Source organism: Streptomonospora nanhaiensis (assembly GCF_013410565.1).
In the GTDB taxonomy this organism is placed as follows: Bacteria; Actinomycetota; Actinomycetes; order Streptosporangiales; family Streptosporangiaceae; genus Streptomonospora; species Streptomonospora nanhaiensis.
Window position 1 is genome coordinate 5,192,648 of sequence record NZ_JACCFO010000001.1, and the last position, 13,396, is coordinate 5,206,043.

The window sequence follows — 13,396 nt, forward strand, 5'->3', positions numbered from 1 at the left end:
AAACCGCCGGTCCGGGCTTGATATGCAAGTACACACTTGCCTATTGTGGGGGTGTGGCCGACGATGTATTCAAGGCACTGGCCGACCCCACCCGCCGCACAATCCTCGACGAGCTCGCCGAGTCCTCGGGGCAGACGCTCTTCGAGATCTGCACGCGGCTGAGCATGAAGCACCGGCTCGGCATCTCGCGCCAGGCGGTCTCCCAGCACCTCGCCGTGCTGGAGGCCGCCGGGCTGGTCGAGACCCGGCGGGAGGGCCGCTACAAGTTCCACACGTTGAACCCGGCACCGCTGAAGCGCATCACCGAGCGGTGGACCCGGCCCGACCAACCGGAGAGCACACCATGAGAATCCGCCTGCTGAGCGTCTTCGTCGACGACCAGGAGAAGGCCCTGCGCTTCTACACCGACGTGCTGGGCTTCGTGAAGAAGCACGACGTCCCCATCAGCGGCGAGGACCGGTGGCTGACCGTCGTCTCGCCGGAGGACCCCGACGGCGCCGAACTCCTGCTGGAGCCCGCCGGGCATCCCGCCGTGGCGCCCTACCGCGAGGCACTGGCCAAGGACGGCATCCCGCTCGCCCAGTTCGCCGTGGCCGACGTCCAGGCGGAGTTCGAGCGCCTGCGCGGGCTCGGCGTGGCCTTCACCCAGGAGCCCCTGGAGATGGGCGGTGTCACCACCGCGGTGCTGGACGACACCTGCGGCAACCTCATCCAGATCATCCAGCAGCCCTAGGCAGTGTTTGTTGAACGGGTAAGGTCGCGCAGCCAGATTCTGATCGAGGCCACCTGGACGGTGCCCTCGAAGATCACGGCCCGCTTGTCATAGCGGGTGGCCACCGCGCGGTTCTGCTTGAGCAGGTTGATCGCGCGCTCGACGGTGTTGCGCAAGCGGTAGGCCTCCCGGTCGAAGGACGGGGGCCTGCCGCCCGCCGAACCGCGCCGCAGCCGGTTGGCCCGCTGGTCGGCGGGCTCGGCGATGGTCGCCTTGGTCTTGCGCCGGCGCAGGTAGGACCGGTTGGCGCGGCTGGAGTAGGCCTTATCGCCCAGCAACCGGTCCAGGCGGGTGCGCGCCCGCCCCCCGGAGCGCGCCAGGCGCAGCCGCTCCAGCAGAGGCCGCAGCATCACCGTGTCGGCGTGCTGGCCGGGGGTGAGGGCCAGGACCAGCGGCCGCCGGCGGGTGTCGGCGATCAGGTGGAGCTTGGTGGACCAGCCGCCCCGCGAGCGCCCGAGTGCTTGGGCCCTGTCCCCTTCGTCCCGGGCCGCCTCCCCTTTTTTGGGGCTCCGGCGGCGTGGTGGTGGGCGCGGATCACGGTGGAGTCGATACCGGCGGTGAGTTCGGCGCCGGTGAGGGCGTCGATGCGCAGCCGGTCGGCGATGCGCTGCCAGGTGCCGTCCAGGCACCAGCGGCGGTGGCGTCCGGCGGCGGTTTCCCAGGGGCCGTAGCGTTCGGGCAGGTCGCGCCAGGGGATGCCTGTCCTGGTGCGGTAGAGGATGGCGTTGATGACGCGGCGGTGGTCGGCCCACCGCTTGCCTTTGCGGGGGTGGGCGGGCATGAGCGGGGCGAGCAGGTCCCACTCGGCGTCGGTGAGTTCATGGCGTCGGACCATGGATCCCAAGGATTACCGAAGACCAGCCCGCCCCGCAGACCTTTCAAAAAAACAGGACCTAGGCGCCCGGGCCGGGCCGCGCGGCCCTCAGCGGCCCTCGGCGGCCATCCGCAGGCCGAGGGCCACCAGGACGGTCCCGCTGACCGCGTCCAGGCGGCGGCGGACGGCGGGGCGGCGGAACCAGGCGCCGGCGCGGCCCACCACGGCGGCCAGGCCCAGGTAGAGGACGGTCTCGACGGCCACCTGGAGCAGCGCCAGAAGCGCGGTCGTGGCCAGCAGCGGCCGGCCGGCGGGCACGAACTGCGGGTAGAAGGCGATCATGAACGCTGCGGCCTTGGGATTGGCCAGCATCACAAGGGCGCCCTCGCCGAAGGCCCGCCACCACGACCGCGGAGAGGGGGCCGCCGGGGCCGGGTTGATGGGCGCCGCCGCGCCGGCGCCGCGGGCCGCCCACGCCGCGCGCCAGGACCGCACCCCCAGGTAGAGCAGGACGGCCGCGCCGACCACGCGCAGCACGAGGTAGGCGGCCTCGGAGGCGGCGACCAGCGCCGCCAGGCCGGCGCCGGCGCACAGCGCCCACACGTACAGGCCGGCCTCCAGGCCCAGGACCGTCGGAACGGCGCCCGCCACGCCCCGCAGCGCCGCGCGGCGTAGGATCAGCGCCATCGCCGGGCCGGGCGAGGCCGAGATCAGCACCACGGCGACGACGAACGCGGGGAGAGCGGCCACGAGGTCCATGGCGACGATCGGACCACGCGGCCCGGCGGACGCGCAACGCGGTTCCGCGCGGCCCACCCGGAGTGGCGCGCGTCACATCGGTGTCACAGCCGGCGGACCCCCGGTGTCTTGTGGCCGACGGCCCGCCGCGCCCGGGTGGTTCGGGCGCGCCTTCACCCCCGGCCTCCGCCGGGCCGGGGGAGGGCACGCGGCGGCCGCCGCCCGACCGCCGAGGACGCGACCACGAAGGGCCGACACATGAGCGACCACGCCACCGACCCGGCGACCGAGACGTTCGTCGCCCACCGCAACCTGCTCTTCACCGTCGCCTACGAGATGCTCGGCTCGGCGGCCGACGCCGAGGACGTCCTCCAGGAGACCTGGCTGCGGTGGGTCAAGGTCGATCTGGAGGAGGTGCGCGACGAGCGCTCCTACCTGGTGCGGATCACCACCCGGCAGGCGCTCAACCGGCTGCGCACGCTGAAGCGCCGCAAGGAGTCCTACGTGGGCTCCTGGCTGCCCGAGCCGCTGCTGACCACCCCGGACGTGGCCGCCGACGCCGAACTCGCCGAGAGCGTGTCGATGGCGCTGATGCTCGTCCTGGAGACGCTGGCGCCGACCGAGCGCGCCGTGTTCGTGCTGCGCGAGGTCTTCGACGTCGGCTACGACGAGATCGCCGAGGCCGTCGGCAAGAGCCCCGCGGCCGTCCGCCAGATCGCGCACCGCGCCCGCAAGCACGTCGACGCCCGCCGCCCCCGCGCGGCGGTCCCCGCGAGCCAGACCCGGGCGGCGCTGGAGGCCTGCCGCCGGGCGCTGGAAACGGGCGCCCCGCAGGGCCTGCTCGACGTGCTGGCCCCCGACGTCGTCTTCGTCGGCGACGGCGGCGGGGTCAAGCACGCGGCGCTGCGACCGGTCGTGGGCGCGGAGAGGATCACGCGCTTCCTGGCCGGGGGCCTGGGCCGGGTCGGCCGCGTCGTCACCGGCGAGCCCACGCTGGTCAACGGCAACCCCGCCCTGGTCGTGCGCCTGGACGGCGAACTCGACGGCGTGCTGGCGCTGCGCGTCGAGGACGGCCGCGTCACCGGCCTCTACTACGTCCGCAACCCGGAGAAGCTCACCCGCGTGCAGACCGAGACCCCGCTCACCCTGCGCTGAAGCCCGGTCCAAAGCCCGGGCCGGGGCCCGGGCGCGTACCGCGGCCCGCTTCCGGCCGAGCAGGCGGCCGGGGAGGCGGGCGAGCCGCCGGGCGAGGATGAAGCGATTCTCATCGCCGCTTCATCAACGGCTGACCCGCGCCCGGCATCATCGGCGCCATGAGAGCGCGCAGGAGCGGTGACCGACGGCGGGGTGGGGCCACGATCCGGCTGGACGTGGGGGACGGGGCGGCCACGACGGTGGCGCTGCCGCGCGCGCTGGTGCTGTCGGCCGCGCGTCCCACCGACGACGACGGCGGCGCGCCGTCCACCGCGCCGGAGCGGCGGCCGCAGCGGGCGCCGCGGGCCCGGGCCGCCGCGTGGGCCGCGCTGCTCATGGCCGCCCTGCTGGTACCGGTGGACCTCGCCGCCTGGCAGGCGCTGCGCGCCGCCGTGGACGGCCGGGCCGACCGGCTGATCGCCGCCGAGACCGCCGCGTTCCGCGCGTTCGCGACCGACAACACCGACCCCGCTACCGGAGCGGAGTTCGCCGACGTCGGCGCCCTGCTGCGGGCCTACCTCGACGGGCGGCGGCCCGGTCCCCACGAGGTCGCGTTGGGGCACGTCGACGGCGACCCGGGCGGGCTGGTCTCGGCCGAGCGGGCGGCGCGGGAGGAGATCCTCGCCTCGGCCCGGGCCCGCGGGGAGACGGAAACGCCGCAGGGGCTGCTGCGGTGGGAGAAGGTGCGCGTTGAGCCGCCGCGGGAGGGGGCCGGCGACGGGCGGCGCGGCTGGTTCGTGGCCGGCTACCTCGTGGACTCCGACATGGCCGGGGCCGACCGCACCGCCGGTGTGCTCGCGCTCGTCAGCCTGGGCGGCACGGCGGCGGCGGGCTGGGCGGGGTGGGCGCTGGCCGGGCGGGCCGCGCCGTCCGACCGGCCCGGGCGCGGCGCCGCCCCGGCCCGCCGCGCCGTCGGCCGGGCGGCCGGTCCGGGCGACGACGACGATGAGGCCGGGGAAGGCCCGGCGGACGAGCGGCCCGGCACCGGCGACCGCGGCGGCGCACGCGGCGGGTCCGACGATGCCGCGCGGCTGGGGGAGCGCTTCGCCGCGCTGGCCGCCCTCCTGGCGGAGGCCGCCCCTCCGCCGGAGGGGGAGAGCGCCGGGGAGCGCTCCGGGATGGCCCGCGCGGCGGGCGGGCGGCCTCCGGTCGCCGACGAACTGGACCGGATGGCGCGTATCGCCGAGGACCTGCGCCTGCTGACGGAGGCGGCGCGCCCCGGTTTCCTGCGGCCGAGCAAGGTCTCCGTGGCCGAACTCACCGTGGACCTCGACGCCCGGCTCCGGGCGCGCGGCGACCGCGAGTGGCGGCTGGACGAGATCGCCGACGGCACGGCCTACCTCGACCCCGCCCGCGTCACCCAGGCGATGGAGCGGCTGGCCCGCAACGCCGTCCGGCACACCCAACCCGGTGCCGCGATCCACACCGGTTCGGCGTTCTCCGCGGACGGCCGCACCGTGTCCCTGTGGGTGGCCGACTCCGGACCCGGTATCGCCGAGGACGACCAGGACCGCGTCTTCGCGCCGTTCGCCCTCGCCGGCGGTGAGGAGCGCCCCGAGGGCGGCGCCGACGACAGCGGCCGGCCCCACGGGAGGGCGGACCGGCCCGGCGCGGGACTGGGCCTGGCGGTCGTGCGCGCGGTGGCACGGGCCCACGGCGGCACCGTGGTCGTGCGGTCGGCCCCGGGCGAGGGCGCGGTCCTCCGCCTGGTCCTTCCCGTGGACGCCCGGGAGCCGCACACGTCCTGAACGGCCCGGACCGTCCCCCCGGCCCAGGGGCAGGGCGCGGCGCGCGGTGGCACGCGTGTGCCGCCGCGTGTGCCGCCCAGCGGCCGTCGCACCGGTTTGGCGCGGCTTTGCGGGGCGGCTTCGGGGGCGGACGCGGGACGGGCGGGCGTGATGGCGTTGGCCCCTCCTGCGCGGTCGGCGGGTTTTGGCCGCCAACGCCTTCACGGCGAGGGCGGGGCGGGCCGGGTGCGCCTTGGCGGCCCGACGCCCTCTTCGCGGCCGCGCGCGCCTTCAGCAGCCGTTGTGTTCGCCCTCCGGGGACGCGCGTGCTCGGCGGCCCGCCGCGCGGCGGTCGGTGCCGGGTGCTCTCGACCGCCGGTCGTCCCGGTCGCGGGACGCGTGTCCGGTGGGCGGCGCGGGGTGCCTTTCGTCTCACGGGCCGTGTGCGGCGGTGGGCGTGCGGACGCTCGCATCGGCGCCTGCGCCGCGCCTCCGGCGTGCTCGTGGGCTTCCGTTGTGCCGCGCGCCACCCGCTGATGAAAGGGCTCTCATGAGCGGTTCAGAAAAGTCTCATTAGTGGCAATCAGGATTTTCTACGTCCCTGGCGGGTCCCGCCGCCAGCGAAACACGGAGGTAGAGAACATGACCGTCCCGCCGGCTTCCGCCGTCTCCGGCGTCGAGCTCCACCGGCTGTCCGACGCCCGGCGCGCGGCGCTGAAGGTCTCCTACACGGTGCGCGCCCTCGACCGTGACCGGCCCGAGCGCGTCCTCTCCGGTCCCGGCGTGAGACCCCGCCACGGCGACATCGTCCTCGCCCGGGTCGTCGAGATCGGCAAGCACACCCGGCTGGAGTCGGCCGTGGGACGGCGCGCGCACCTTTACCCCGGCGACGAGGTCCTGGTCGCCTACGGCGCCCGCTACGCCCCCGACCAGTTCGAGGCCGAGCCGCCCGAGGACCTGCGGCCCTGCCACCTCGTGGCGGCGGGCGGGATCGCGTCGGAGGTCGTCAGCGCCCACGCCGGGATGGCCGCGCCCACCCGCCTGGAGCCGGTGGGGCTGGTCGCGGACGCCACCGGCGCGCCCGTCAACATGGCCGACCTCGCCGACGCGCCCGCCCCCCGCGAGCGCAACGGGCGGGGCGGGCTGGCGGCGCTGCCCGGCGGCGCGCCGGCCGTCTCCATCGCGGTCGTGGGGACGTCGATGAACGCGGGCAAGACCACGACCGGCGCCGCGCTCGTGCGCGGACTGACCGCGGCGGGCCACCGCGTGGGCGCGGCCAAGATCACCGGCACCGGCGCCGGCGGCGACCGCTGGATGTACCAGGACGCGGGCGCCGTCGCGGCCGTCGACTTCACCGACGCCGGCCTGGCCACCACCTACCGCGTCCCGGTCGGCCGGATCCTGGCGAGCGCCCACCGCCTGCTGGACCGGCTGCTGCGCGCGGGCGCCGACGCGCTGGTGCTGGAGGTCGCCGACGGCGTGCTCCAGCCGGAGACCGCCGAGCTGCTGCGCCACGGCGGCCTGGCCGAACTGGCGCACGGCTGCGTGTTCGCCGCGGGCGACGCCGCCGGCGCGCTGTACGGCACCGAGCGGGTGCGCGCGGCCGGGCTCCCCGTCCTCGCGGCCGGCGGCCGGATGACCGCCTCGCCGCTGGCGGTGCGCGAATCCCAGCAGCTGCTCGACGCGCCCGTCTACGGCAACGACGACCTCGCGGCCCCGGCCATCGCGGCCGGGCTGGTGTCGCGGCTGCGGATGGGCCCGGTGCTGGACCCGGTGGCGGAGCGGACGGCCTGATGGCGGCGGACACGGCCGCGGGCCGGGACACGGCCCGAGACGCGGCCCCGGAAACGGCCGCGGTGGCCGGCGGCGCGGACCGCCTCCGCACGGGCTCCGCCGACGAGGGCGGCGCGGCGCGGCCCCCGCGCCTGCTGGCGGGGCGCCGCCGGTGGACGTTCGCGCTGCTGGTCGCGGTGGGGTTCGGACAGGCGGCCTCGGCCATCGCGTGGGCCTGGCTGGTCGGCCGGATCGCCGGCGGCCTGGGCGGGGGGACGGCGGCCGGAGGCGGCGGCGCCGCGCTCCTCGACGCGCTGCTCGCCCCGCTGCCCCTCCAGGCGCCCGCACCGGTGCCCGACCCGGCCCCGCCCGTGCTCGCGTGGCTGGTCGCCCTGGTGTCCTCGGCCGCCGCGCTGCTCTACGCCGAGCGGGTCCTGGCCGAGCGGCTGGGGCAGTCGTGGGTGGCCGACGTCCGCACGAGCCTGTTCCGCCGCGTCATCACCTCCCCCGCCCGCACGGCCGGCCGCGGGCGCTCCACCGGCGGCACCTCGCTGCGCATGATGGGCAACCTCAGCGCCCTGCGCCGGTGGGCCACCCTCGGGCTGGCCAAGGTCGCCGTGGCGGTCCCGCTGCTGGCCGGGTGCCTGGTGGCGTTCGCGCTGATCGACCCCTCGGTCGCGCTCGCGGCGGGCGCCACGACCGCGTGCGGCCTGGGCGCCACCGCCGCGCTGGCGCCCTGGCTCCGATCGGCGCACCGGGCGGCGCGCCGCCGCCAGGCCCGGGTGGCCGCGCACGTGGTGGAGCGGGTCGGGGCCCCGCAGGTGGTGCAGGCGTTCGGGCGGGAGCGGGGGGAGCGCCGCGTCCTGACCCGCCGCTCGCGCAAGCTGGCCGACGCCCAGGTGCGGCGCGCCCGCGCGGTGGGCGCGGCCCGCGCCATCGGCGAGGCGACCACCCTGCTGGCGACCGCGGCCGTGCTGGTGGCGGTCGGCGCCGCCGGACAGGGCGCGGGCGCGGCGGCGGTGGCCGTCGCGATCGTGGGGGTCATGGTCACCCCGCTGCGGGAGCTGACCCGCATCAGCGAGTACCGCTCGGCCTGCGCCGTCGCCATGCGCCAGGTGCGGGCCGAACTCGCGCGCCCGCGCCGGCGGCTGCCCGGCCGCACCGCGCCCGCGCTGCCCAAGGGCCGGGGAGAGCTGGTCCTGGAGGGGGTGCGCATCAACGGCGTGCTCGCCCCGGTCACCGCGCGCGTCCCGGCCGGTGCGGTCGTCGCCGTCACCGGCCGCAACGGCAGCGGAAAGTCGACGCTGCTGTCGGTGATCGCCGGGCTCGTCCCACCCGACGGCGGGCGGGTGCTGCTGGACGGCGCCGACATCGCCACGCACCGGACCGAGTCGGTGCGCGCGGCCATCGGGCTCGCCGGGCCGCACCTGCCGCTGATGCGCGGCACGATCGCCGACAACGTCCGCTACGCCGACCCCAAGGCCGACGCCCGCCGGCTGCACGAGGCGGTCCGCGCGAGCGGCCTGGACGAGTTGCTGGCGGAACTGCCCGACGGCCTGCGCACGCCCGTGCGGGAGTCGGGCGCCGGGCTGTCGGCCGGCCAGCAGCAGCGTGTCGCGCTGGCCCGTGCGCTGCTGCCCGGCCCGCGCCTGCTCCTGCTCGACGAGGCCGACGCCCACCTCGACGCCCGCGCCGCCGAGGTGGTGGACCGCGTGATCGCCGGGTTCTCCGGCACGGTCATCGTGGTCGCCCACCGCCCCGAGCGCCTGCGGTCGGCCGACGTGGTCTGGCGCCTGGACCGCGGGCTGCTGCGCGAGGAGCCCGGCGGCCCGGACGCGGCCGGCTAGGCACGTTCGGGCCGCGGGCGGGGCGGCGCCGACGCGGGATCAGCCGCCCATCGGCCCGGGGCCGGTGAACCCGGTGAACAGCACCAGCAGCGGCAGGGCCAGGTTGTTGACGACGCGCACGGCCACCGCCGGCCAGACGGATCCGCTCCGGCGCATCACCTCGCAGGCGATGACGCCCACGATGAGCGCCGAGGGACGGCGCGGGGCCGGGGGAGGGACCGCCCCCACTGCGAGGGCTGGCCGCCCTGCGGGACCGGGTGGCGGCCGAGGGCGGCGAGCTGCGGGTGGAGCGCGAGGGCGGGCGGTTCGTGACGGCGGTGGCCTTCCCGCCCGCGCCGGCGGGTGGTGCTCATGCTCACCCGCCACGCCCGTCCGGGCGTGCTCCGCAAGGCCCTCAAGCTCGGGGTGCAGGGGTTCGTCAGCAAGGCGGCGGAGCCCGCGCACATCACCGAGGTCATCGCGGCGCTGCACGCGGGCCGGCGGTGGATCGACCCGGAGGTCTCCGCGCTCGCCGTCGTGGACGACTGCCCGCTGACCGACCGGGAGGTCGACGTGCTGCGGGTGACCGCCGACGGCTACTCGGTCGCCGACATCGCCGCCCGGCTCCACCTGGCGGAGGGCACCGTGCGCAACTACCTGTCCAACGCGATGCGCAAGACCCAGACGCGCACCCGCCACGAGGCGGCGCGCTACGCGCGCGAGCACGACTGGCTCTAGCCCGCGGGTGCGCGGCCGGCCCGGGTGCGCGCCGGCCGCGCACCCGCGGAGGGGCGGATGGTGCGGCGGTGTCGGTGGGTGGCGGTGGCCGTGGTGGCGGGTGGGGTGGTGTGGGTGGTTATTCGGGGATTCCCCAGCGGCGGCAGGCCTGGGTGTAGAGGTCGGTGAAGAGGGGGTCGGGGATGGTGCCGCGCCGGTAGCGGTGGCCGAAGGCCTGGGCGTAGGAGGTGAACCAGGCGCGGTCCTGGTGGAGGAAGAGGACGTCGTGGAAGGCCATGTGGCGCATGGCCAGGAGGGGGACGGGGGAGCGGGAGACGGGGAAGGCGGGGTTGCGGGCGGCGGTGTCGGGGCAGTGCGGGTGGAACTGGCCGAGCATGAGGCGGCGGCGGACCAGGGCGGGTTTGACGAGGGGGTGGGCGTCGTCGAGGACGCGGGTGCGGTCGGGGGGCAGGCCGTCGACGACGACGACCAGGGCGTGCAGGACGCGGTTGGGGTGCTTCCAGTGGGCGGTGGTGAAGACCTCGGCCATGTGGTCGACGAGGGCGGCGATGTCGTCGACGGTGGCGTGGGCGGGGACGCGGCGGTGCTCCACGCGCAGGGTCTGGCCGCGCATGGCGGGTTCGACGAAGGGGCAGACGGCGCCTTTGCGGCCGATTTCGGGGTGGGGGGTGATGAGGAAGGTGGTCATCCAGTCCAGGGCGGCGGTGATCTGGCCGGCGGGGGTGTTCATCGGATGGCCGAGTTCTCGGGGGTTATCTGCCTGCGGAAGGTAAGCGCCCGAAAACGGCGCTCCGAGGCCGTGCGGCGGAACGACTCGGAGTCGTTCAGGTGAGGGAAGGGCTCGTCGGGGACCTCGACCCCCAGAAAGGAGCACAGCGGCTCCCAGCCCTGGCGCACCTCGAAAACGAGCAGCCGATCGGCGGGGATTTCCGCGCGGACGGTGTCGTTGTGCCGGCGGAAGATGTTAAGGGCGTGTTCGCGTTCGGCGAACCGTCCGCCGAAAGTGCCGTCCCAGACCAGTTTCCGGCAGAGTTCTCGCCGCCGGCCCAATTCCGGGTACAGGCGGTTCTCCATTCGGGTCAGGAGCCCCTCGATCCCGCGCTGGGGTGCCGTGTAGCGGCAGATGGTGGAGCGCGCGCTGTCGTACCAGCGGTCGGGGTCGCGGACGGTCAGAACCACCTTGGCCTGGGGAAATGCGTCCGCGAGCTCGCGCCAGTAGGCGCAGGAGGGCCAGTCGACGGTGGAGCCGAAGCCCGCGAGCAGCCGCGGCCAGTCGACGGGGTCGCCGCGCACGACGGATTCCCATTCGTCGATCAGGCCGGGGTTTTCGCCCAGCGAGGCCATGTGGTGGCACGGGCCGAATCCCAGGCGTTCGAGTGCGGCCCGGAGCGAGAAACTTCCGGTCCGGCCCAGACCGGCTCCGATGACTTTCACCATATGCGGTTCCCCTCATCCCGGTGTACCGGCCGCCACCCCTCCGCAGGGGTCCGGCCTTATATCAGTACACACATAAGATTCACATAATCACTGAGGGTGGTTTACCCTTTTCAGGGGAACTGATTACATGCGCCGGCCGAACTTACCGAAACCGGGTCACCCGGTTTTTCATTCGCCCAGTACCGGGGGTCTGCCCCGCACTGGTGCAACGCCCGATTGAGGAGAAAACATGGTAACCCCCGTTTCGCCCATGTCCTCTGTTTCTTCCATTCCCGCGGATTTGACCGCTTCCTCCGCGCGTCCCGTCCGCCCGCCGCTCTCCCCGGACCAGATCCCCGACCGGCTGCCCGCCTACGTCTACGACCTCCCCGCCCTGGCCGCCCACGCCGCCGCCGTGCGCACCGCCCTCGCCGGGGTCGAGGTCTACTACGCGGTCAAGGCCAACCCCGATCCCCACATCCTGCGCACCCTGGCCCCCCACGTCGACGGCTTCGAGACCGCCTCGGTCGGCGAGGCCGCCCACGTCCGCGCGACCGTGCCCGGCGCACCCGTCGCCCTGGCCGGCCCCGGCAAGACCGCCGAACTCGACACCCCGGTCCACCGCCTGCACCTGGAGAGCCTGGGCGAACTGGACCGCCTGCTGGCCTCGGGGCGCCGGGCCGACGTCCTGCTGCGCCTCAACCTGGACCTGGACATCCCCGGGCTGGCCCCCAACATGTGCGGGCCGTCCGTACCCTTCGGCATGGCCCCGGCCGAGGCGCGCGAGTGCGTGGGCCGCCTCGCCGCCCAGGACCGGGTGCGCTTCCGCGGCGTGCACGCCCACCTCGCCAGCGGCCTGGAGGCTCCCGCGATGCTCCAGGTCGCCTCCGCCGTGCTCGACCACGCCCGCGCCCTGGGGGCTGTCGAGGTCAACCTGGGCGGCGGCATGGGCGTGTCCTACTCCGACCCCGACCACCGCTTCGACTGGGAAGCCTACGGGCGGGGCCTGGCGCGGCTGCGCCGCCCGGGCGAGGTCCTGCGCGTGGAGCCGGGGCGGGCGCTGGCCGCCTACTGCGGCTACTACGTCACGGCCGTCGTCGACCTCAAGCGGGTGCACGGACGGCTCTACGCCGTGGTGGAGGGGGGCACCCACCACATGCGCACCCCGGCGGCGCGCGGCCACGACCAGCCGCTGGTCATGGGCGGGCCGGGCGAGCCCGGCGAGCCGGTCACCGTCGTGGGGCGGCTGTGCCTGCCCTTCGACGTGCTGGCCCGGGGCGTGCCCCTGCGGATGGAGGTCGGCGACACCCTGGTCTTCCGCCTGGCCGGGGCCTACGCGTGGAACATCTCCTACCACGACTTCCTGATGCACCCCCGGCCCGCGTTCCACTACCTGCGCTGAACACGGCACCGGGGCCCGCCCGGGGCGGACCGCCGCCCCCGGGCGGCCGCCCGGGGGCGTGCGGCGCCTTCAGGAGGCGGGGAAGTCGGTGGCGGGCGCCGTCTGCGCGGCGGCCTCGACCTCGGCGCGCAGGGCCTCGACCTTGGCGGTGGCGTAGGCGTGGGCGTCGGACCCCAGCAGCTGGCGCAGCGGGCCCTCGCCCGCGGCGACGCGGTCGATGATCGCCGCGGCCCCGCGGACCGGGTCGCCGAGCTGGCCGCCCTGGAGCTTGAGGTGGTCGGCGGTCATCCGGCGGATGGCGGGGTAGTCGGCCAGGGGCTCGGCGGGCAGCGCGATGGAGTCCTGGGACAGGAACGCGGTGCGGAAGTAGCCCGGCTCCACGATGGTGACCCCGATCCCGAAGTCGGCCACCTCGGCGGCCAGGGCCTCGCTGAGGCCCTCCAGCGCGAACTTGCCCGCGCAGTAGAGCGCCCAGCCCGGCACGGCGGTCAGGCCCAGGACCGAGGAGACGTTGACGATGTGGCCGCCGCGCTGCCGGCGCAGGATCGGCAGCGCCGCCCGCAGCACGTTCCACACGCCCACGACCTGGACGTCCAGCATCGCGCGGACCTCGCGGTCGCCGGTCTCCTCGACCGCGGCGAGGAACCCGTAGCCGGCGTTGTTGACCACGACGTCGAGGGCGCCGAAGTGCGCGGCCGCCTGCTCGACGGCGCGCCGCACGGCCGCCTCGTCGGTCAGGTCGACGGCGAGGGGGAGCAGGCGGGCGGTGTCGGCCCGGTCGCCGAGCGCCGACAGCAGCCGCTCGGTGGAGCGCGTCGTCGCGGCGACGCGCTCGCCGCGCTCCAGCAGCTGCGCGACCAGCTCCAAACCCAGGCCGCGGGAGGCGCCGGTGACGAACCAGGTGGCGGGGCGGTCCGTGGGAGTGCTCATGGTGTGTCCCTTACGGTGGACGGTTCACGGATGGTGCCGCCCGGGGCTGGCCCGGTCTCCGGCACG

At 75.8% G+C, this 13,396-nt stretch carries 11 protein-coding genes and 2 pseudogenes; 8 read left to right on the forward strand and 5 right to left on the reverse strand.

Annotated elements, in window-relative coordinates:
* The first annotated feature begins 53 nt into the window (after positions 1–53).
* Positions 54–347 carry an ArsR/SmtB family transcription factor gene (locus tag HNR12_RS23105; RefSeq protein ID WP_179769532.1) on the forward strand — a complete coding sequence of 98 codons (294 nt, stop codon included), beginning with the start codon at positions 54–56 and terminating at the stop codon, positions 345–347.
* Positions 344–733, forward strand: coding sequence for a VOC family protein (locus HNR12_RS23110; protein WP_179769533.1), 390 nt, complete (start codon positions 344–346; stop codon positions 731–733). Before HNR12_RS23105 ends, HNR12_RS23110 begins: the two co-directional genes overlap by 4 nt.
* On the opposite strand, the pseudogene HNR12_RS23115 reads toward HNR12_RS23110, so the two are convergent.
* Together HNR12_RS23115 and HNR12_RS23120 are read right to left on the reverse strand one after the other, a co-directional pair.
* Positions 730–1,607 (reverse strand): annotated as a pseudogene (locus HNR12_RS23115) (IS5 family transposase). The gene HNR12_RS23110 and the pseudogene HNR12_RS23115 overlap by 4 nt on opposite strands.
* A gap of 87 nt (positions 1,608–1,694) precedes the next feature.
* On the reverse strand, positions 1,695–2,345 hold the full coding sequence (locus HNR12_RS23120) for a LysE family translocator (RefSeq protein WP_179769534.1): 651 nt from the start codon (positions 2,343–2,345) through the stop codon (positions 1,695–1,697).
* A gap of 237 nt (positions 2,346–2,582) precedes the next feature.
* On the opposite strand from HNR12_RS23120, the gene HNR12_RS23125 reads away from it, so the two are divergent.
* The 5 genes and pseudogenes from HNR12_RS23125 to HNR12_RS23145 form a co-directional block, all read left to right on the forward strand.
* Positions 2,583–3,479 carry an RNA polymerase sigma-70 factor gene (locus HNR12_RS23125; protein ID WP_179769535.1) on the forward strand — a complete coding sequence of 299 codons (897 nt, stop codon included), beginning with the start codon at positions 2,583–2,585 and terminating at the stop codon, positions 3,477–3,479.
* Between the two features lie 215 nt (positions 3,480–3,694).
* Positions 3,695–5,266, forward strand: coding sequence for a HAMP domain-containing sensor histidine kinase (locus tag HNR12_RS23130; RefSeq protein ID WP_338119820.1), 1,572 nt, complete (start codon positions 3,695–3,697; stop codon positions 5,264–5,266).
* A gap of 621 nt (positions 5,267–5,887) precedes the next feature.
* Entirely contained in the window at positions 5,888–7,039 is a 1,152-nt protein-coding gene (locus HNR12_RS23135) for a DUF1611 domain-containing protein (RefSeq protein WP_179769536.1), read from the forward strand.
* Positions 7,040–7,101: 62 nt separating this feature from the next.
* Positions 7,102–8,865, forward strand: coding sequence for an ATP-binding cassette domain-containing protein (locus tag HNR12_RS23140; RefSeq protein WP_179769537.1), 1,764 nt, complete (start codon positions 7,102–7,104; stop codon positions 8,863–8,865).
* A 339-nt stretch (positions 8,866–9,204) separates the two neighbouring features.
* Positions 9,205–9,582: pseudogene (locus tag HNR12_RS23145) on the forward strand (response regulator transcription factor); the annotation flags it as partial.
* Positions 9,583–9,700: 118 nt separating this feature from the next.
* Here the strand turns inward: HNR12_RS23145 and HNR12_RS29255 are convergent.
* Both HNR12_RS29255 and HNR12_RS23155 read right to left on the reverse strand, forming a co-directional pair.
* Entirely contained in the window at positions 9,701–10,312 is a 612-nt protein-coding gene (locus tag HNR12_RS29255; RefSeq protein WP_179769538.1) for a DUF6875 domain-containing protein, read from the reverse strand.
* Entirely contained in the window at positions 10,309–11,019 is a 711-nt protein-coding gene (locus tag HNR12_RS23155; RefSeq protein WP_179769539.1) for a sulfotransferase family protein, read from the reverse strand. Before HNR12_RS23155 ends, HNR12_RS29255 begins: the two co-directional genes overlap by 4 nt.
* A gap of 280 nt (positions 11,020–11,299) precedes the next feature.
* Between HNR12_RS23155 and HNR12_RS23160 the strand changes: the two genes are divergently transcribed.
* A complete protein-coding gene (locus HNR12_RS23160; RefSeq protein ID WP_246425159.1) occupies positions 11,300–12,400 on the forward strand; it encodes an alanine racemase in 1,101 nt (366 codons plus the stop codon).
* Between the two features lie 69 nt (positions 12,401–12,469).
* Here the strand turns inward: HNR12_RS23160 and HNR12_RS23165 are convergent, their stop codons facing one another.
* Positions 12,470–13,330, reverse strand: a complete 861-nt coding sequence (locus HNR12_RS23165) for an SDR family NAD(P)-dependent oxidoreductase (RefSeq protein ID WP_179769541.1) — start codon at positions 13,328–13,330, stop codon at positions 12,470–12,472.
* Positions 13,331–13,396 lie beyond the last annotated feature (66 nt).

Bases quoted from the DNA above. Each gene is read 5' to 3' on its own strand.
- HNR12_RS23110 (WP_179769533.1), top strand. From the start codon at position 344: ATGAGAATCCGCCTGCTGAGCGTCTTCGTCGACGACCAGGAGAAGGCC.
- HNR12_RS23120 (WP_179769534.1), bottom strand. From the start codon at position 2,345: ATGGACCTCGTGGCCGCTCTCCCCGCGTTCGTCGTCGCCGTGGTGCTG.
- HNR12_RS23125 (WP_179769535.1), top strand. From the start codon at position 2,583: ATGAGCGACCACGCCACCGACCCGGCGACCGAGACGTTCGTCGCCCAC.
- HNR12_RS23135 (WP_179769536.1), top strand. From the start codon at position 5,888: ATGACCGTCCCGCCGGCTTCCGCCGTCTCCGGCGTCGAGCTCCACCGG.
- HNR12_RS29255 (WP_179769538.1), bottom strand. From the start codon at position 10,312: ATGAACACCCCCGCCGGCCAGATCACCGCCGCCCTGGACTGGATGACC.
- HNR12_RS23155 (WP_179769539.1), bottom strand. From the start codon at position 11,019: ATGGTGAAAGTCATCGGAGCCGGTCTGGGCCGGACCGGAAGTTTCTCG.
- HNR12_RS23165 (WP_179769541.1), bottom strand. From the start codon at position 13,330: ATGAGCACTCCCACGGACCGCCCCGCCACCTGGTTCGTCACCGGCGCC.